The 18,696-nt window shown below is 70.5% G+C and carries 16 protein-coding genes; 14 read left to right on the top strand and 2 right to left on the bottom strand.

Annotated elements, in window-relative coordinates:
* Positions 1-189: 189 nt before the first annotated feature.
* Positions 190-1,671 (top strand): serine/threonine-protein kinase, encoded by a 1,482-nt coding sequence (locus WMF14_RS25320; protein WP_437790152.1) that lies wholly within the window; start codon positions 190-192, stop codon positions 1,669-1,671.
* 10 nt (positions 1,672-1,681) lie between these two features.
* On the top strand, positions 1,682-2,806 hold the full coding sequence (locus WMF14_RS25325) for a hypothetical protein (protein ID WP_437790154.1): 1,125 nt from the start codon (positions 1,682-1,684) through the stop codon (positions 2,804-2,806).
* Between the two features lie 98 nt (positions 2,807-2,904).
* Here the strand turns inward: WMF14_RS25325 and WMF14_RS25330 are convergent, their stop codons facing one another.
* A complete protein-coding gene (locus WMF14_RS25330) occupies positions 2,905-4,359 on the bottom strand; it encodes a PQQ-dependent sugar dehydrogenase (RefSeq protein ID WP_437790156.1) in 1,455 nt (484 codons plus the stop codon).
* Between the two features lie 254 nt (positions 4,360-4,613).
* Between WMF14_RS25330 and WMF14_RS25335 the strand changes: the two genes are divergently transcribed.
* The 12 genes from WMF14_RS25335 to WMF14_RS25390 all read left to right on the top strand — a co-directional run bounded on the left by WMF14_RS25335 (position 4,614) and on the right by WMF14_RS25390 (position 17,113).
* On the top strand, positions 4,614-5,264 hold the full coding sequence (locus tag WMF14_RS25335; RefSeq protein ID WP_437790158.1) for a cytochrome c3 family protein: 651 nt from the start codon (positions 4,614-4,616) through the stop codon (positions 5,262-5,264).
* 155 nt (positions 5,265-5,419) lie between these two features.
* The gene (locus WMF14_RS25340; protein ID WP_437790160.1) at positions 5,420-8,455 is read left to right on the top strand and encodes a TAT-variant-translocated molybdopterin oxidoreductase; all 3,036 of its coding nucleotides are present in this window, start codon (positions 5,420-5,422) and stop codon (positions 8,453-8,455) included.
* The gene (nrfD, locus tag WMF14_RS25345; protein WP_437790162.1) at positions 8,452-9,798 is read left to right on the top strand and encodes an NrfD/PsrC family molybdoenzyme membrane anchor subunit; all 1,347 of its coding nucleotides are present in this window, start codon (positions 8,452-8,454) and stop codon (positions 9,796-9,798) included. The genes WMF14_RS25340 and nrfD overlap by 4 nt, the downstream gene beginning before the upstream one ends.
* 1 nt (position 9,799) lies before the next feature.
* A complete protein-coding gene (locus WMF14_RS25350) occupies positions 9,800-10,333 on the top strand; it encodes a DUF3341 domain-containing protein (protein WP_437790164.1) in 534 nt (177 codons plus the stop codon).
* A complete protein-coding gene (locus WMF14_RS25355; protein WP_437790166.1) occupies positions 10,330-10,962 on the top strand; it encodes a c-type cytochrome in 633 nt (210 codons plus the stop codon). The genes WMF14_RS25350 and WMF14_RS25355 overlap by 4 nt, the downstream gene beginning before the upstream one ends.
* Positions 10,959-12,146: a hypothetical protein gene (locus WMF14_RS25360; RefSeq protein ID WP_437790168.1), complete on the top strand. Its 1,188-nt coding sequence runs from the start codon at positions 10,959-10,961 to the stop codon at positions 12,144-12,146. The genes WMF14_RS25355 and WMF14_RS25360 overlap by 4 nt, the downstream gene beginning before the upstream one ends.
* Positions 12,143-12,535: a hypothetical protein gene (locus WMF14_RS25365; RefSeq protein ID WP_437790170.1), complete on the top strand. Its 393-nt coding sequence runs from the start codon at positions 12,143-12,145 to the stop codon at positions 12,533-12,535. Before WMF14_RS25360 ends, WMF14_RS25365 begins: the two co-directional genes overlap by 4 nt.
* Positions 12,535-13,371 carry an SCO family protein gene (locus tag WMF14_RS25370; protein ID WP_437790172.1) on the top strand — a complete coding sequence of 279 codons (837 nt, stop codon included), beginning with the start codon at positions 12,535-12,537 and terminating at the stop codon, positions 13,369-13,371. The genes WMF14_RS25365 and WMF14_RS25370 overlap by 1 nt, the downstream gene beginning before the upstream one ends.
* On the top strand, positions 13,368-14,456 hold the full coding sequence (gene coxB / locus WMF14_RS25375; RefSeq protein ID WP_437790174.1) for a cytochrome c oxidase subunit II: 1,089 nt from the start codon (positions 13,368-13,370) through the stop codon (positions 14,454-14,456). The genes WMF14_RS25370 and coxB overlap by 4 nt, the downstream gene beginning before the upstream one ends.
* Positions 14,453-16,111 (top strand): cytochrome c oxidase subunit I, encoded by a 1,659-nt coding sequence (locus WMF14_RS25380; RefSeq protein ID WP_437790176.1) that lies wholly within the window; start codon positions 14,453-14,455, stop codon positions 16,109-16,111. The genes coxB and WMF14_RS25380 overlap by 4 nt, the downstream gene beginning before the upstream one ends.
* Positions 16,086-16,748 carry a cytochrome c oxidase subunit 3 gene (locus WMF14_RS25385; RefSeq protein ID WP_272093442.1) on the top strand — a complete coding sequence of 221 codons (663 nt, stop codon included), beginning with the start codon at positions 16,086-16,088 and terminating at the stop codon, positions 16,746-16,748. Before WMF14_RS25380 ends, WMF14_RS25385 begins: the two co-directional genes overlap by 26 nt.
* Positions 16,749-16,774: 26 nt before the next feature.
* A complete protein-coding gene (locus WMF14_RS25390) occupies positions 16,775-17,113 on the top strand; it encodes a cytochrome C oxidase subunit IV family protein (RefSeq protein WP_437790179.1) in 339 nt (112 codons plus the stop codon).
* A gap of 30 nt (positions 17,114-17,143) precedes the next feature.
* Here WMF14_RS25390 and WMF14_RS25395 read toward each other — a convergent pair whose 3' ends face one another.
* Entirely contained in the window at positions 17,144-18,400 is a 1,257-nt protein-coding gene (locus tag WMF14_RS25395) for a cytochrome P450 (protein WP_437790181.1), read from the bottom strand.
* Positions 18,401-18,696: the final 296 nt, after the last annotated feature.

An 18,696-nucleotide genomic window follows, 5' to 3' on the forward strand; every position in this document is an offset into this window, starting at 1 on the left:
CGGGCGCGGCGGCGCGCTGGTGATGGCACGAACCCGACGGCGCGCGGGCCACGCCGGCGCGGCGGAGCCAAGCCCCGAGATTGATTGCCGTCCGTCCGGCGGCTATCGTTGGCTGGCTTTGCACCGGATTTTCCGCGAAGATCGCGCTGTTCACGGGGTCCGCGGTCCGGCGCGCGAAGGGACCGAGCCATGACGACCACCGCGCCGACACACGACGAAGCCGAGGGGCTGGTGCGACCGGGGCAGGTCATCGCCGAGAAGTACCGCGTCGAGCGGGTGATCGGCGCCGGCGGGATGGGCGTCGTCGTCGCCGCGACCCACCTCCAGCTGGAGGAGCGGGTCGCGATCAAGCTGCTCCTGCCGGAGGCGGCGAAGTCGCGCACGCTCGCCGAGCGCTTCGTGCGCGAGGCGCGCGCCGCGGTGAAGGTCAAGAGCGAGCACGTGGCGCGCGTGACGGACGTCGGGACGCTCGAGTCCGGCACGCCGTACATGGTGATGGAGTACCTGTCGGGCAGCGATCTCGCCGACGCGCTCCGCGCGGGCGGGCCCATGACCCCGCAGGCGGCCGTCGAGTACGTCCTCCAGGCCTGCGAGGCGCTCGCCGAGGCGCACGCAGCGGGCATCATCCACCGCGACCTCAAGCCGGCGAACCTGTTCCTCACGCGGCGCGCGGACAGCTCCCCGTGCGTGAAGGTGCTCGACTTCGGGATCTCGAAGGTGGCGACCGGCGGCTCCGACCCGCGGATCACCGACACGAAGGCCATCATGGGGTCGCCGCTCTACATGTCGCCCGAGCAGCTCAAGTCCTCGCGCGACGTCGACGCGCGCACCGACATCTGGTCGCTCGGCGTCATCCTGTTCGAGCTGCTCACCGGCGCGCCGCCGTTCGACGGCGCGACGATGCCGCAGCTCTGCGTGGCGATCATGCAGGGGATCCCGAGCCCCCTCGCCGCGTTCCGCTCCGACGTGCCCCGGGCGCTCGAGGCGGTGATCCGCAAGTGCCTGGAGAAGCTGCCGGAGCAGCGGTTCCGCCACGTCGGGGAGCTGGCCGAGGCGCTCGCGCCGTTCGCGACCGGGCGGGCCCGGCTCTCCGTCGACCGGATCAGCGGGATCTCGCGGAGCTCGGGGCCCCCGCGGCCGGAGCTCCCTTCGGCGAGCGGGGTGACCTCACCGACCGTGGTGAACACGTCGCTGAACACCTCGCCGACGTGGAGCGGGACGGTCGTGACGCGAAAGCGGCCGGTGGGACTCGCCGTCGCGGCCGGCGCCGGCGTGTCGCTGATCGCCGCGATCGCGGTCTTCGCGTTCCTGACGTCCCGCGCGCGCGGCGACGGCGCAGCGACCGAGCCGACCGCCAGCGCCTCGGCCGCGCCGTCGCCGGCGGACGCCGCGGCACAGCCGCCGACCGCGCCCGCGTCGCTCTCGCCGACCGTCACGCCCGTCGGCGCCGAGGCCCCGGCGCCGACGGACGACCGCACGGCGGCGCCGGCCCCGGCCGAGATCCCCCCCGCGGCGACGGCCAGCGGCAAGCCCGCCGCGCCGCGCCGGCCGAGCGCCGCGCCGCGACCCCCGGCCGCGGCGCACGCCACGCAGCAGGCTCCGGCCACCCGGCCGCCCGCCGCCCCGGCCGCTGCGCCGCCCGGCGGCAACCTGTTCGACGATCGCAAGTGAGGACACCACGATGACGAGCCTGCCCGTGCAGCACCTCGGGCGCCTGCTGGCGCTCGCGATGTTCCTTGCCGCCCTGCTGGGCGGCCGCGACGCGAGGGCCGACACGGCGGCCGCGCAGGCCCTGTTCGACGCGGCCAAGCAGCTGATGGCCCAGGGGAAATACGCCGACGCGTGCCCCAAGCTCGAGGAGAGCCAGCGGCTCGACCCGGGCATCGGCACGCAGTTCAACCTCGCGGCCTGCTACGAGCAGCTCGGCCGGACGGCGAGCGCCTGGTCGATGTTCCTCGAGGTGGCCGGCGCGTCGAAGGCCGCCGGCCAGCTGGAGCGCGAGAAGGTCGCCCGGCAGCGCGCCGCCGCGCTCGAGCCGCGGCTCATCCGGCTGACGATCACGGCGCCGGCCGACTCCCCGGCCGACCTCCAGGTGAAGCGCGACGGCGCCCTCGTGGGGCGCGCGCAGTGGGGCACGCCGGTGCCCGTGGATCCCGGGAAGCACACGGTCGAGGCCTCCGCCGCCGGCCGAGCGCCGTTCGCGAGGTCCGTGGAGCTCAGCCGGGCGGGCGCCTCGGAGACGCTGGCCATCCCGCCGCTGCCCCCGGGCGCGCCGGCGCGCGACGCCGCGCTCCCGCCGAGCGGCCCCCCCGCGCCGGCGCGCGCCGCCGGGCCTCCGCCGAGCGCCGTGGTGGCCCCCGCAGGCGCCACCGCGCCGCGGGCGAGCGGCGCCCCGTTCGCGCCGGTCGCCGCGCATGCGCCGGCGCCTCCGGCTGCGCCGCTGACCAAGCGCCGCAGCAAGGGGATGATGGTCACGGGCATCGTCCTGACGAGCCTCGGCACCGTCGCCCTCCTGGGCGGGGGCCTGGTGATCGCCTCCTCCACCTCCTGCTCCGACGACAGCTGCGGGTACGACTCCAGCGACCCGTTCGCCGAAGACGCGGTCTACGAGGAAGACGGCACGGAAGGCGCCGGCGTCGGGCTCGTCATCGGCGGGCTCGTCCTCGCCGGCGTCGGCATCCCGCTGGCCATCATCGGCGGCCGCAAGGTGCCGGTGCAGCCCGAGAAGCAGGCCGCCTCCGCGCCGGCGCCGCCGCCAGAGCTCGTCATCGGCCCGCGCTACGCCGGGCTCCGCTGGTCCATGTGAAGGCCGGCGCCGGCGCGGCGCTGCGCCAGCGCGGCGCGCACAGCCGTGCGCCGGCGCGGTGAAGGGGGCCCTGAGCGCTCACTCCGGACCGTGAGCGCTCATTCCGGATCGATGCGGTACACGGTGCCGCCGAGATCGACCACGTAGACCTCGCCGGCCCCATCCTGCCCGAAGCTGGCGATGTGGAAACCGAACGATCCGAGATCGTCCGTCCGGTCGACGGGCGCGGAGGCCACCCCGCCCTCATAGGTGAGCGTCCAGACCCTGCCGCTGCAGTAATCGCCGTAGAAGTAGCTCCCCCGGAGCCACGGGATCCTGCTGCCCCGGTAGACGTAGCCGCCGGTGACCGAGCAATCCTCGATGACCTGCCCGGCATGGCCGTACTCGACGGCGGGGAGCGTGATGGTCCCGTCGAGATCGCAGCTCTCCGCGGGAATGAAGCAGTGCGCGCCCTCCATCCGGCGCCAGCCGTAGTTCTTCCGTCCCTGCCCGGCCGGCTCGATGTCGATCTCCTCCCAGAGGCGCTGACCGACGTCCGCGATGTAGAGATCGCCCGTGCACGCGTCGAAGCTGAAGCGGTACGGGTTCCGCAAGCCATAGTCCCAGATCTCGGGCAGGACGCCTTCGCCCGTCATGTTGCCTTCCGGGATGCCGTACGGGTGTGTCGAGACGTCGAGGCGAAGGATCTTCCCGAGCAGCGTCGTGAGCGCCTGGCCATTGCCGATGTCCGCGTGGCCGGGGCCGGCGTCATTGTTGTCCCCTCCGTCGCCGAGCCCGAGATAGAGGAAGCCGTCGATCGGGCTGAACTCGAGCGAACCGCCGTTGTGGTTCCGATGTAGATCCACGACCTCGAGGTACGTGGCCACCGGGTCTGGACTGGCCACGTCCGGTCGCTCTCCCCGCGCGAACTCGACCACATGCGCGTTGCCGCCCGTCGCCTTGTCCGTGTAGTGGACGAAGAAGCGACCGCCGTCCTCGTAATCCGGGTGGAAGGCGAGCCCGAGCAGACCGCGCTCGCCGTTGTCATTGAACAGGACGCGGTCCCGGATATCGAGAAACACCTTGGGCTCCGCCGCTCCGTCGTCGAGGACGAGGATCTGGCCAGGCTGCGTCAGGATGAAAAGCCGCGTGGGGTCGCCCGGCGCGGATTTCACGAGGAGCGGGTGATCGAGGCCGGAGACGACCGTCGTGAGCTTCAGCGCGCCCTCGTCCTCGCTCGGCGGCGCACAGCTGAATCCCTCCGCGGGCTCACCGCCGCCGCTGCCGCCAGCGGCGCTGCCGCCGCTTCCGTCAGCGCCGCTGCCGCCAACCCCGCTCGCGGCAGCGCCGCTCGCGCCAGCCCCGCTGCCGCCAGTCCCGCTCGCGCCAGCCCCGCTGCTGCCACCCCCACTCGCGTCCGCTCCGCCGGCTGCGGCCGATGAGGCCCCGCCGGTCGTGCCGGGCGGCAGCGGAGAGATCGACTCCTCGCGCGAGCAGGCGATGAACGCGAGCTCGGTCGCCAGAACAAGCGCGAGCACCGGAAGGGACGACAGGGCTGAGCTCGACGGCCTCATGGCCGGACGATATCGTAGATCGAAGCCCAGGGCGGCGAAGATCCGGTGTTGGAGGCGCCCTCACGCCCCGCGCGCGTTCGAGGACGCCCGCCGCGCGCGCACGCCGGACGGCGCCGCTGCGGCCTCCCCCTGACGCGCCTACGCCGGCGTTCGAGGCGCGGCGAGAGCGCGAAACGAGCCCTGCGATCCACGCATCGATATCGATGGAGCTGGCCCCATCGCCGCACCTCGAGCGAGGCCAACCACACGAGAGCATGGCATCCGTTTTTCCGCGCTGGAGCAACACCGCTTTCCGACTCGCCATCGCCGCCGTCCTCCTCGGCGGCGCGGCGGCCGTGGCAGCGCCGATGATCTACGTGCGCTCGGACTGGAACACCGGGCGGCACCTGCCCGTGCAGCAGCCCGTGCAGTTCGATCACAGGCACCACGTGCAGGACGACGCCATCGAGTGCCGGTTCTGCCATTACACCGTCGGGCGGGCGGCCACGGCGGGCATGCCGGCGACAGCGGACTGCATGGGCTGTCACAGCCAGATCTGGAATCAGAGCCCCAAGCTCGAGCTCGTCCGGAACAGCTATTTCTCGGGCACGCCGATCGTCTGGAACCGCGTCAACGACGTGCCCGACTTCGTCTATTTCAACCACGCGATCCACGTGAACAAGGGCGTCGGCTGCGTGACGTGCCACGGCCGCGTGGATCAGATGCCCGAGGTCCGGCAGGCGACGCCGATGACGATGGGCTGGTGCCTCGAGTGCCACAGGGCGCCGGAGCGCCACCTCCGCCCGCTCTCGGCGATCACGGACATGGACTGGGACCCGGGCCCCGACGCGGAGCGGATCGGCCGGCAGATCGCGCAGCAGCTCGGCGTGCGGCACCTCGTCCACTGCTCGGCCTGCCACAGGTGAGCGCGCGCGGGCGCGAACGGAGCGACACACAGGGGATCATCGAGGAGCGACCAGGACACCTACGAGAGCGCGAGAGGACGAGGGGCCATGGGCGGCCAGCAGCGGAGCGCCGTCAGGGCGGCGGCGCGGATCCAACGATGACCTGAAGAGGGACGATGGCTGATCAGAAACAGATCCCGTGGAGCGCCGCGCTCGACGGCAAGACGGGTAAAGCGTACTGGCGCAGCCTCGCGGAGCTCCTCGAGTCACCAGAGCTCGTCGAGGCCGCGGCGCGGGAGCTCCCGGCGGGCGTGGGCGATCCGGCCGCGATGAGCCGGCGGCGCTGGCTCGAGCTCCTCGGCGCGGGCATGGCGCTCGCCGGCGTGTCCGGGTGCAGAGCGAGGGCTGGGGACAACATCGTCCCTTACGTGACGACGCCGCCCGAGGTGACGCCGGGCGTGCTCCGGTATTACGCCACCAGCCTGGATCTCGACGGGTTCGCGACGGGCATCCTCGTCGAGAGCCACGAGGGGCGGCCGACGAAGGTCGAGGGCAATCCGCAGCACCCGGCGAGCCTCGGCTCGACCGGCGTCTACGAGCAAGCGTCGGTGCTCGGCCTCTACGATCAGCACCGCGCGCGCGCGGCGCGCCGCGGCGCGGCCCCGGCGACGTGGCGCGCGTTCGTCCAGCAGTTCGAGGGCGCCCGGAGCGATCGCGGCGCCGGGCTCCGGTTCGTCCTTCGGCCCACCGGCTCTCCGCTCCTCCTCGACCTCATCGGCCGCGTCCAGGCGCGCTATCCGGCCGCCCGGTTCACGTTCTACGCGCCCGCTCGGTCGGCGCACCCGGCGCGCGGGGCCGAGCTCGCCTTCGGCGCTCCGCTCCAGGCGCAGTACGACTTCCGGACAGCCGACGTCATCCTCGCGCTCGACGCCGACTTCCTCGCGTCGATGCCGTTCAGCGTCCGATATGCGCGCCAGTTCGCGGAGCGCAGGCGCATCGGCTCGCCGACAGGCACCATGAACCGGCTCTATGTGATCGAGCCCGGGCTGACCCCGACGGGGAGCATGGCCGATCACCGCCTGCGCAAGCGGCCGAGCGACGTGCCGGCGCTCGCCGCGGCGATCGCGGCCGAGCTGCTCCTGACCGAGGGCGCGCGCCCGGGGCTCATCCCTCCCCAGGCGCTCGGCGCGCTCGATCCGCTCCGTGCGCGGGTCAGCGAGGCGGAGAGGCGCTTCGCCCGGGCGGTGGCGCGCGACCTCGCGCGCGGGGGCGCGGCGAGCGTCGTCGTCGCGGGGGAGCGGCAGCCTCCCGAGGTGCACGCGCTCGCGCACCTCATGAACGCGGCGCTCCACAACGACCGCGCGGCGTGGACCACCGCGGGGACCTTGATCACGGCAGGCGCCGCCGAGCAGGACCTCACCGCGCTCGCAGAGGAGCTCCGCCGCGGCGCCGTCGATACCCTCGTGCTCCTCGAGAACAACGTGGTTTACACGGCGCCCGCGGATCTCGAGCTCGCGGCGCTGCTCCGCTCCGTCCCGAGCCGGGTCTACCTCGGGCTCTACGAGGACGAGACCGCCGCGGGCTGCGACTGGTTCGTGCCCGCCGCGCACGATCTCGAGGCCTGGGGAGACGCGCGCGCGTACGACGGCACGAGCTCGCTGATCCAGCCGCTCATCGAGCCGCTCTTCCAGGGCAGGACCGCCGCCGAGGTGCTCGCGGTGTTCGCGGGCGAGACGCAGAAGAGCGCGCGCGACCTCCTGCGCGACGCCTGGGCCGCGCGCCGGGGCGGCGCCGATTTCGATGCGTTCTGGGAGGACGCGCTCCGGCGCGGGCTCGTCGAGGGCACCGCGGCCCCGCGCGCGGACGCCGAGCTGCGGCTCGACGGGGTGACCGCGGCGCTCGCGCAGCTCTCGGCGGCGGCCCCGCCGAAGGCGGACGCCATCGAAATCGCCTTCTCGGCCGACGCGAGCGTCTATGACGGCCGGTTCGCCAACAACCCGTGGCTCCTCGAGCTGCCCGATCCCATGACCAAGCTCACCTGGGACAACGCCGCGCTGCTCAGCCCGGCGACGGCGAAGGCGCTCGGCGTCGAGAGCGAGGATGTTGTCGATCTCGAGCTCGGGGGGCGAACGATCTCGATACCGGTCCTCGTCGCGCCGGGGCACGCCGACGGCACGGTGTCCCTCGCGCTCGGTTACGGGCGCAGCGGCGCCGAGTCGATCGCCGCGGGGGTGGGGTCCGACGCGTACCGGCTCCGCACCGCGGCCGCGCCCTTCTTCGCGGCAGGCGCCTCGGTGACGAAGCGGCCGGACCAGAAGCACAAGCTCGCCCTGACGCAGAGGCACTGGAGCCTGGAGGGGCGCCCCATAGCGCTCTCGATCCCCCTCGCCGTCTACCGCGAGCGCCCCGACTTCACGGAGGCGCTCAAGGGGCCATTGCCGTCCCTCATGCCCCCGACGCCTCCCCCCGGGGCGCCGAAGGACCAATGGGCCATGACGATCGATCTCACGATCTGCACCGGCTGCAGCGCGTGCGTCACCGCGTGCCAGGCAGAGAACAACGTCGTCGTGGTGGGCAAGGAGGAGGTCCTGAACAGCCGCGAGATGCACTGGCTCCGCATCGACACGTACGTGTCCGACGACCCGCGAGACCCGGGCAACCCGGCCGTCGTCCACCAGCCCATGCTGTGCCAGCACTGCGAGAAGGCGCCGTGCGAGTACGTGTGTCCCGTGAACGCGACGACGCACAGCCCCGACGGGCTCAACGAGATGACGTACAACCGCTGCGTCGGGACGCGGTTCTGCTCGAACAACTGCCCGTACAAGGTCCGCCGCTTCAACTGGTTCGATTACGGCGAGCTCCGCGCGTACAACACGGGGCTCACGAAGCTCCAGCGCAACCCCGACGTGACGGTGCGGGAGCGCGGCGTCATGGAGAAGTGCACCTATTGCGTCCAGCGGATCCGCCGGGCGGAGATCGCCGCGCGGGTGGAAGACCGCGCGATCCGCCCCGGAGAGGTCGTCACCGCGTGCCAGCAGGCCTGTCCGACGCAGGCGATCCAGTTCGGCTCCCTCGCGCACGGAGAGACAGCGATGGTGGCGTGGCGGGGCGAGCCGCGGAGCTACGCGGTGCTCCACGACCAGGGCACCCGGCCGAGGACCATGTACCTCGCGCGCGTCGACAACAAGAACCCGGAGCTCGACGAGCCGTGACGGAGCCCCTCATCCTCGGCCGGCCAACCGACGAGGAGCTCTCCGAAGAGCTCCTGTCGGTCGTCTGGAAGCCGCGTTCCAGGCTGTGGTGGGCGGCGTTCGCCCTGACCGGCGCCGGGACGGTCGTGCTCGCGCTCGCCGTCCTCTACACCGTCACCACCGGCATCGGTGTCTGGGGAAACAACATCCCGGTGGGCTGGGCGTTCGGGATCATCAACTTCGTGTTCTGGATCGGCATCGGCCACGCGGGAACGTTCATCTCCGCGATCCTGCTCCTCCTGGAGCAGCGCTGGCGCACGAGCATCAACCGGTTCGCCGAGGCGATGACCCTCTTCGCGGTCATCCAGGCGGGCCTCTTTCCGCTCCTGCACCTCGGCCGGCCGTGGTTCGCCTACTGGCTCGTCCCCTACCCCGCGACCCTGAGGGTATGGCCCCAGTTCAAGAGCGCGCTGCCGTGGGACGCCGCGGCCGTGTTCACGTACTTCACGGTCTCTCTCGTCTTCTGGTACATCGGGCTCGTCCCCGACTTCGCGGCCCTCCGCGACCGGGCCCCCAATCGCCTCCGCCGGGTCGTCTACGGCGTCCTGTCGCTCGGCTGGCGCGGCTCCGCTGTCACCTTTCGTCACTACCGGCTGCTCTACGGGTTGCTCGCCGGGCTCGCGACGCCGCTCGTGCTCTCGGTGCACTCGATCGTGAGCACCGATTTCGCGATGGCGCTCGTCCCGGGCTGGCACTCGACCATCTTCCCCCCGTTCTTCGTCGCCGGGGCCATCTTCTCCGGGTTCGCGATGGTGCTGACGCTGCTCATCCCGGCGCGCCGCATCTTCCACCTGGGGAACGTCGTCACCCAGCGGCACATCGACAACCTGAGCAAGCTGGCGCTCGTCACCGCCTGGATCGTCATCTACTCGTACATCATCGAGCTCTTCGCCGCCTGGTACAGCGGGTCGGAATACGAGATCTACCAGTTCTTCGTCGCGCGCCCCGCCGGGCCGAACGCCGCGATCTTCTGGGCGCAGATGATCTGCAACGTGCTCGTCCCCCAGCTGCTCTGGTTCCCGCGGGTCCGGAGGAACATGCCCTTGCTCTGGGTCATCTCGATCCTCGTGAACGTCGGGATGTGGTCCGAGCGGTTCGTGATCATCGTCATGGGGCTGCAGCGCGAGTTCATCCCGTCGGCGTGGCACGCCTACCACCCGACGTACGTCGATATCTCGATGTTCATCGGGACGATCTGCTTCTTCCTGCTGCTCGTCCTGATCTTCCTCCGCCTCTTCCCGTTCATCCCCGTGGCCGAGGTCAAGGAGCTGAACCACGAGCTCAGCCACAAGGAGGATCACTGAGATGAGGAGAGGACTGCTCGCCGAGTTCGAGACGCCCGAGGCGATGCTCCGGGCGATCGCGGAGCTCAGGAGCCGGGGATACCGGCGGCTCGACGCGTTCACGCCGTACCCGATCCACGGCATCGACGAGGCGCTCGGGCTCCGCCGCTCGCCGCTCAACTGGATCATCCTGCCCTTGGCGCTCGCGGGCACCGCGGGCGGCTACCTCGTCCAGTGGTTTTGCAATGCGTACGACTACCCGCTCATCGTGGGCGGGCGGCCGGCGCACGCGGCCCTGGCCTTCATACCGATCACCTTCGAGATGATGGTGCTCTCGGCCTCCCTCACCGGGTTCGTCGTGCTGCTCGTCCTCGCCCGGCTGCCCGAGCTCTGGCACCCGGTGTTCGACGTCCCCGGGTTCGAGCGCGCCTCCATCGATCGGTTCTGGGTCGGCATCGACGCCCGCGATCCAGCGCTCATCAGCCCCATCACCGAGCGAGATCTCACCGATCTCGGCGCCATCACCGTGGCCTGGGCCGGAAAGGAGCGCTCATGACGCGCGGACGGCTCCTCTCGCTCTCCTGCCTGGCCGCGGCGCTCTGCCTCTCGTGCACGCCGGTGACCACGGCCGACGCCGAGCCGGGCGACGCTGACCTGCTGGATCTCGAGCGCATGCTCAGGCAGCGGCGCTTCGCGCCCTACCAGCCGACAGACCTCTTCGACGACGGCTCGGTCATGCGCCACCCGCCGGCGGGCGCCGTGCCGAACGACCGCGTGACCGGCGATCCCGGGCTCACGCACGGGTTCACGGGCGAAACGTACGCGGCGCGCATCCCGGTCCCGGTGACCATCGAGCTGCTCCAGTACGGGAAGGAGCGCTTCGAGATCCACTGCGCCGCCTGCCACGGGGTCGCCGGAGATGGAGAGTCGGAGGTCGCGCGCAACATGACGCTGCGGCGCCCGCCATCCCTCGTCGACACGCGCGTACAGGCGTTCCCGCCCGGCCGCATCTACCGGGTCATCGTCGAGGGCTACGGCCTCATGCGCTCGTACGAGACGCAGGTCCCGCTGATGGAGCGCTGGGCGATCGTGGCCTATGTGAAGGCACTCGGGAAGAGCCGCGCCACCGCGCTCGACGCGCTCCCCCCGCCCCTCCGCGAGCGCGCCCGCAAGGAGCTCCAGTGAACCGGCGATTCCCCATCTTCCGGGGCGGCCGCGCGATCGTGTCGAGGTCTCTCGGCCTCGCGCTCCTCGGCGCCCTGCTCCTCGTCGTCGGCGCGTTCGTCGACCGGGAGCGGCTCTTCTACGCCTACCTCGCGGCCTACGCCTTCGCCGTGACCACGGCGGTCGGGGCGCTCCTGTTCCTCATGATCTGCCACGCCATGGCCGCGACATGGCCGGTGGCCGTCCGCCGCCTCGCGGAGGCGATCGTCGGGACGCTGCCGCTCCTCTGCGCGCTGTTCATCCCGCTCCTGTTCGGCCTCGGCGCGCTCTACGGGGAGTGGCTCCGCCCCGAGTCGATCGCCGACGAGCACGTCCGATCCATCGTGCTCCACAAGACGCCTTACCTGAACCTCCCCTTCTTCCTCGTGAGGACGGGGATCTACTTCACGGTGTGGCTCGTCTTCGGCGCCCTGCTCCGGCGCGGCTCGATCCAGGGCGACGCGACCCCCGCGCTCGCGGACAGCCGGCGTCTCCGCGTGATCAGCGTCGCCGGCCTCCCGCCCGTCGCGCTCACGCTCTCGTTCGCGGCCTTCGACTGGCTCATGTCCCTCGCGCCGACGTGGGTGTCGACGATGTTCCCCGTCTACGTGTTCGCCGGCGGCTTCGTCGCGGCGATCGCGCTGCTCACGGTGCTCGCGTTCGCCTCCGAGCGCGCCGGGCTCCTGCCCGGGCTGAACGCGTCGCACTACTACGCGCTCGGCCGGCTCCTCCTCGCGTTCACCATCTTCTGGGCCTACGCCGCGTTCTTCCAGCTCCTGCTGATATGGATCGCGAACAGGCCCGAAGAGGTGGAGTTCTACGTCCTCCGCTCCCACGGCCCGTGGGCGGTCGTGTCCCTCATCCTCGTGCTCACGCGGTTCGTGATCCCCTTCCTGATCCTGCTCAACTACAGGATCAAGCGGCGCCCGGCCTGGCTGTCGGCCGTCGCCGCCTGGATCTTCGTCGCGCACTACCTCGACATGCACTGGCTCGTCGCGCCCGAGGCCCCCGGCGCCCGCGCGCCGTTCCACTGGCTCGACGCGGCGGCCCTCCTCGCCGTGGTCGGCTCGTGCGTTGCGTTCACCGTGCTGCGGGTGCGCGGCAAGCCGCTCGTCCCCGTCAACGACCCGGCGCTGCCGGCCGCCTTCCGCTACGAGAGCGTATGACGTCCAACTATCGCCGTCCCGACGTGCACCAGGAAGAGGATGTCGTCCAGTGGAGGATGATCCTCGCCGTCGCGTTCGCCGTCGTCGTGATCTTCATCGTCCTGGGCCTCTGGGCCTGGATGCTCATGCGCGGGCGCGAGGCGGAGCTCCGCCCCGCGGGGAAGGGCGCCGAGCGTGCCCGTGAGATCTCCCTGCCGCGCGACGAGGTGGCCGGGGTGGATCAGCGCATCTTCCGGCGCGAGGAGATGGGCGAAGAGGGCATCGGCACGGCGCTGAACCGCCGGAAGCGCGAGGAGCTCGGCCGCTTCGGCTGGGTCGACCGCAGCCGCGGGCTCGCGCAGATCCCGATCGAGGACGCGATGAATCTCGTCGTGGAGGAGAGCCGCTGATGAGGATGCACCACCTGTCCACCACGGCGTTTCTCGCGCTCGTGCTCGCGCGCGCGCCGGTCGCGGCCGCCGCCGATCCGCCGTCGCTCCCGCCCGCCGCGCGCGAGGCCGACATCGAGGAGCGCCTCGGGAGCGCCATCGACACGGCGCTCCCCTTCACCGACATGGACGGGCGGCGCGCCCCGCTCGCCGAGCACTTCGACGGGCGGCGACCGGTCCTCCTGGTCCTCGCCTATTACCGCTGTCCGACGCTCTGCGGCCTCGTGCTGCGCGGCCTGGTCGCCGGCATGGCGAAGCTCGATTACCGGCTGGGCGAGGACTACCGCGCGCTCACGGTGAGCTTCGATCCGCGGGACACCCCGGCCACGGCGGCGCGGAAGAGGACAGCCGCGCTGTCGGCCCTCGGCCTAGCCGGCGCGCCGACGCCGGAGACCTGGCCCTTCCTGACCGGCGCGCTGCCCGAGATCCGCGCGCTCGCCGGCGATCTCGGCTTCCGGTTCGCGTACGACCCCCAGACGGAGCAGTACGCGCACCCCGCCGCCATCTTCGTTCTCACGCCGCAGGGCCGCCTCTCACGGATCCTCTATGGCATCGAGTTCTCCCCCCTCGATCTCCGCCTCTCGCTCCTCGAGGCGAGCCGGGGGCAGATAGGCACCCCGCTCGAGCGCGTGCTCATGACGTGTTATCGCTACGACCCCGCGAGCCGCCGGTACGGCCCTTATGTGGCCGGCTTCCTGAGGCTCGGCGGGGCCGCCATCCTGGCCTGGGTCGCCGCGGTGGTCGCCTTCTTCGGCTGGCAAGGGCGGCGGCGCAGGAGACTGGAGCGCGCGCGATGAACGAGCTGCTGCGCCAGCTGCTCTTCTTGCCCGAGCAGCGCTCCTCGCTGGCCCGCGAGATCGACGGGCTGCACTACTTCGTCATCCTGGTGACGATGGGCGGCGCCGCCCTCATCACGCTCATCGGCGGGTATTTCCTGATCCGCTATCGCCGGCGGCCCCAGGACACGCCGCGGCCGCACCCCGGGGCGTTCGCCCGGCCGGCGCTCTTCCTCGAGACGGTGTCGCTCTTCGCGCTGGGCTTCCTCTTCCTCACGTTCTGGACCATCGGCACGCGCCAGTTCGCCGACCTGCGCACGGCGCCGGACGACGCGCTCGACGTCTATGTCACGGGCAAGCAGTGGATGTGGAAGTTCGGTTATCCGGGGGGAGACAGCGAGATCTCGGTGCTCTATGTCCCCGCGCACAGGCCGGTCCGGCTCATCATGACGTCGCGCGACGTCATCCACAGCTTCTACGTGCCCGCGTTCCGCATCAAGCAGGACGTCATCCCTGGCCGGTACACAACGGCCTGGTTCGAGGCGAACGAGCCCGGCGCTTACCCCATCCTGTGCGCGGAGTTCTGCGGCACGAGCCACTCCGAGATGCGCGGCCAGGTGATCGCGCTCGACCCGGTCGACTACGAGCGCTGGCTCGCGGGCGGCCTGGCGAGCGCCCCGGCGTTCGCGCAGAAGGCCGCCGCCGAGGCGGAGAACGAGCTCGCCGAGGCGGAGCCGACGATGCCGAGCCGCGGCGAGCTCGCCGCCGCGAAGCACGGCTGCCTCCGCTGCCACACCCTCGACGGAACACCGCACGTCGGCCCGAGCTGGGCCGGGCTCTACCGCGCCGTCGTACCGCTCGAGTCCGGCGGCGAGCGCGTCGCCGACGAGGCCTACATCACGGAGTCGATCATGGATCCGCTCGCCGCGCTGCACCGCGGGTTCCCGCCGGTCATGCCGTCCTATCTCGGACAGATCGCGCCGCCCGACGTCGCCGCGATCATCGAGCTCATAAAATCGATCCGCGACGTCCCTCACGGCCCCGACGTGCCGTGGGACGGCGGGGTCCCCGGGAGCAGCGTCACGCCGGAGGGGGTAACGCCATGATGGCCCACGAGGTCGAGGGGACAGCGCCCGTCCACGGCGCGCACGAGGTCGATTATCTCCGCGCCGGCGCGGGCGTGCGATCGTGGCTGCTCACGACCGATCACAAGCGCATCGGGCTCATGTTTTACGTGCTCGTTGTGCTGATGCTCCTGCTCGGCGGCGCCTTCGCGCTGGTCCTCCGGACCGAGCTCCTGACCCCCGGGCCCACCGTGATCAGCGCGGCGATCTACAACCGCATGTTCACGCTCCACGGCGTGGTCATGGTCTGGCTCTTCATGATCCCATCGATCCCGAACATCTTCGGGAACTTCGTCCTCCCGATCATGATCGGCGCCAAGGATCTCGCCTTCCCGCGCCTCAACCTGGCGAGCCTCTACGTCTACGCGATCGGCGCCGTCGTCACGCTGGCGGCGACGATCGCCGGGGGCGCCGACACCGGCTGGACGTTCTACCCGCCGTACAGCACGACCACGCCCGCGGGCGTCCTTCCGGTCGTGATCGGCATCTTCATCCTCGGCGTCTCGTCGATCATGACGGCGGTGAACTTCATCGCCACGACCCACACGATGCGGGCCCGCGGGATCAGCTGGGGGCGAGTGCCGCTCTTCGTGTGGGCCATCTACAGCACGAGCATCATCATGCTGCTCGCGACGCCCGTCCTCGGCCTGACGATCCTGCTCGTCGGGCTGGACCACATCTACCATTTCGGCGTCTTCGATCCGACGCTCGGCGGCGATCCCGTGCTGTTCCAGCACCTGTTCTGGTTCTACTCCCACCCTGCCGTCTACATCATGGTGCTCCCGGCGCTCGGGGTCATCAGCGAGGTGGTCTGCACCTTCGCGCAGCGGCAGCCGGCGTCCTACTGGGCGATCGCCCTCTCGTCGTTCGGCATCGCGCTGATCGGGTTCGCGGGGTGGGGGCACCACATGTTCGTGGCCGGGATGAGCGAGCTCGACGCCGGGATCTTCGGCGCGTTCTCGATGTTCATCGCGATCTTCTCCGCCATCAAGGTCTTCACCTGGGTGGCGACGCTGCACAGGGGGGCCATCCAGTTCAACACCCCGATGCTCTATTTCTTCTGGTTCCTGTTCCTCTTCGTCTTCGGCGGCATGACGGGCGTCGCCGTGGCCACGCAGTCGCTCGACGTCCACTGGCACGACACCTATTTCGTCGTCGCCCACTTCCATTTCATCATGGTGGGCGGCACGCTCACAGCGTTCCTCGCGGCGGCGCACTACTGGTTCCCCAAGATGTTCGGCCGCGCCTACTCGGAGCCGATGGGGCTGCTCACCTCGTTCGGGGTGTTCCTTGGGTTCATCCTGACGTTCCTCCCCCAGTTCCTGGCGGGCAACGCCGGGATGCCGCGCCGCTATTACAGCTATCCGGCGCAGTACCAGTGGCTGAACGTCCTCTCGACGGGCGGGGCCTACCTGCTCGCGGGCGCGCTCGTGCTCGCGCTGCTCAACCTCCTCATCGCCCTGCGCTGGGGGCCGCGCGCCAGCGCCAATCCATGGAGGTCCCGGAGCTACGAGTGGATGACGCCGCCCATCCCGCCGGAGCACAACTTCCCCGTGACGCCGGTCATCGATCGCGGCCCGTACGATTACCACCTGACCGAAGAGGAAGCCCATGCCCGAGTCTCAACCGCCCGCTGAGCAGCTCGCGCCGGCGCGGCTGGCCATGCAGTTCGAGGATCTCGAGAAGCAGACCCACGCCGCGCATTTCGGCATGTGGATCTTCCTCGCCAGCGAGGTCCTGCTCTTCGCCGGGCTCTTCGCCCTCTACGCCTCCTACCGCGCGGTCTTCGGCCACGAGTTCAGCGCCGGCGTCGCGCACAACAACGCCGTCATCGGGACCTCGAACACAGCGATCCTCCTGACGAGCAGCCTGCTCGTCGCGCTGAGCGTCTACGCCGTGCGCCTCGACCGGCCCACGATGGCCGGCCGCCTCCTGCTCGGCGCCATCGCGCTCGGCCTCGCCTTCCTCGTGCTGAAGGGCGTCGAGTACACCCAGCACTTCCACGAGGGGATCTTCCCCGGCTCGGCCTACCGCTTCGAGGAGCTCCCGCAGGCCGGCGCGAAGATGTTCTTCACCCTCTACTTCCTGACGACCGGGCTCCACGCGATCCACGTCACGGCGGGGCTCGTGGTCCTCGGCTGGCTCACGTGGGGGTGCTTCCGGCGCCGGTACGGCGCGGGCAACGACACGCACATCGAGCTCGGCGGCCTCTACTGGCACCTGGTCGACGTGATCTGGATATTCCTCTGGCCGATGCTCTACCTGATGCACTGATGCACCGCTAACGGCACGTTGCGCCCATGACCGTCAAGCACCTCTCCTCGCGGACCTACGTGATCGTCTGGCTCCTCCTGATGGGGCTGACGCTCGCCTCCTACCTGCTCTCGCTGGCCCACCTCGGCGAGGCCGACGTCGTCGCTGCGCTGCTCATCGCCACGGTGAAGACGCTGCTCGTGCTGCTCTTCTTCATGCACCTCATCGAGCAGCGCTTCACGAACGCCCTCCCCATGATCGTGGCGGCGCTCCTCGTCGGCCTGATGCTCACGATGATGCTCAGCGACGTGACGAGCCGCCAGGCGATCTTGCAGCGGCCGATCCCGCTGCCCCGGCCGCCCGCGGCCACGCCCGCGCCCCGATGACGACCGCATCCCGGTGATCGCGAGGAGAGCTCACCGACCGGATGGTGGAGCCAAGGGTGCAGCGACGTCGAAGAGCTCTCCGTTGTCCCGGGGGATCAACCGACAGTGCCGGGCGGTCAGGGCAACGATGATGCTCATCTGCGCCATTGCCAGATGGTTTCCGATGCACGTCCGCGGCCCCGCCCCAAACGGCAGATACGCACATTCCTGGATGCTCACTGGCTGAGCTCGATCGAAACGTTCCAACCGGAACCGCTCGGGCTCGGGGAAGTTGCGCGGATCGCGATGGAGGAGCTGGGGCGAGATCCATACGCCAGCCCCCACTTCCAGCGAATGATTGCCAACAGCGAACGGAAGCGCGACCTCCCGGAAGAGGATCGGCGCCGGCGCATTGAGGCGCATGGCCTCCTTCAACGCCGCCCGGCAGACGGGGAGCGCCGCATCCCCGGTGATGGAAAACCCGTCCGGCAGGCGCGCTGCTTCTTCGTGGACGCGACGCTCCGCCTCGGGGGCGCCGGACAGCGCCACCCAGAAATCCGAGAGCGTTTGCGTCAAGGTGACGTGCCCCGCGTGGAACATCTGGATGATCTCACCGATGAGCTCCTCTCGCGTGAGGCAGGAGCCATCCGCAGATCTCGAATTCATCAGGAACGAGAGCATATCCCCTCGATCCTCCCTGCTCCGGAGGCGCGCATCGATGATCGCCAGGGTCGAGTCCATGCGCCTCGGCGCGCGCGGTCGCGTGAGCGCGAGCGGGGCGATCGGCTCGTCTCGCATGACACCAGTGAAGTCTTCACCGAACGCTTCGTCGAAGCGAATCATCCCCGCGCGGTGTCGATGTGTCTCAGGCGAGCCGAAGCCCTCCACCTCGGCGTCGAAGAGCGACCGCGCCGCGATGCGCGCCACCAGAATACGCAGCTCGGTTCGCAGACGCACGTGCCTGCCGTGGCGAAAGGTCGACAGCATCTCCTGCGTACATGCGCCGGTGATCTGCAGATGTCGCCCGATCGCGCCTGCGCGAAAAGCGGGTCGCAGGAGGGCGCGCCGGCTGCGCCACACCGCGCCCTCCTGCGTGGTGAGACCGTCTCCCCAGTAACCCCGGTTCGAATCCAGCAGGAACGCCGGCTTCCGCAGGCGGTGCGCGTTCTCGATGAGGACGAGCCGCACGTACGCGGGCCGATTGAGCAGGTAATAGGTCTTCGTCCCGAGGGGGAACCGGACGAGGTCGCCGTGCTCCGCGGCGAGCCTCCGGACCAGGCCGACCAGTTCGCCTTGGAGGTGCTTCACAACGGCATGCTATCATGCGCTTGAATTTGCGATCAACCCCTGCGGGCGAGCTCTGTCAACTCCGATGCGCTTTGAAGATTTCCCATGGGTACTGCGCCTCCCCCCCACCGCGAAGGTGGAGTCCATCCTGCGGCTCGCCTCCGGCCAGTTTTCATCGGACACCGGCGTCGTGGCCGTGATCGAGCGGCTCGGCCATGGATCGACCCAGGCCCGTTTGCGCGACGCCTACCACGAAGCGACGGGGGAGATGGACTTCACATCGCTCTTACGCTTTCTCTCGCTCCTCGATCAGCTCG

This window comes from Sorangium sp. So ce693 (assembly GCF_051521375.1).
Lineage (GTDB): Bacteria > Myxococcota_A > Polyangia > Polyangiales > Polyangiaceae > Sorangium > Sorangium atrum.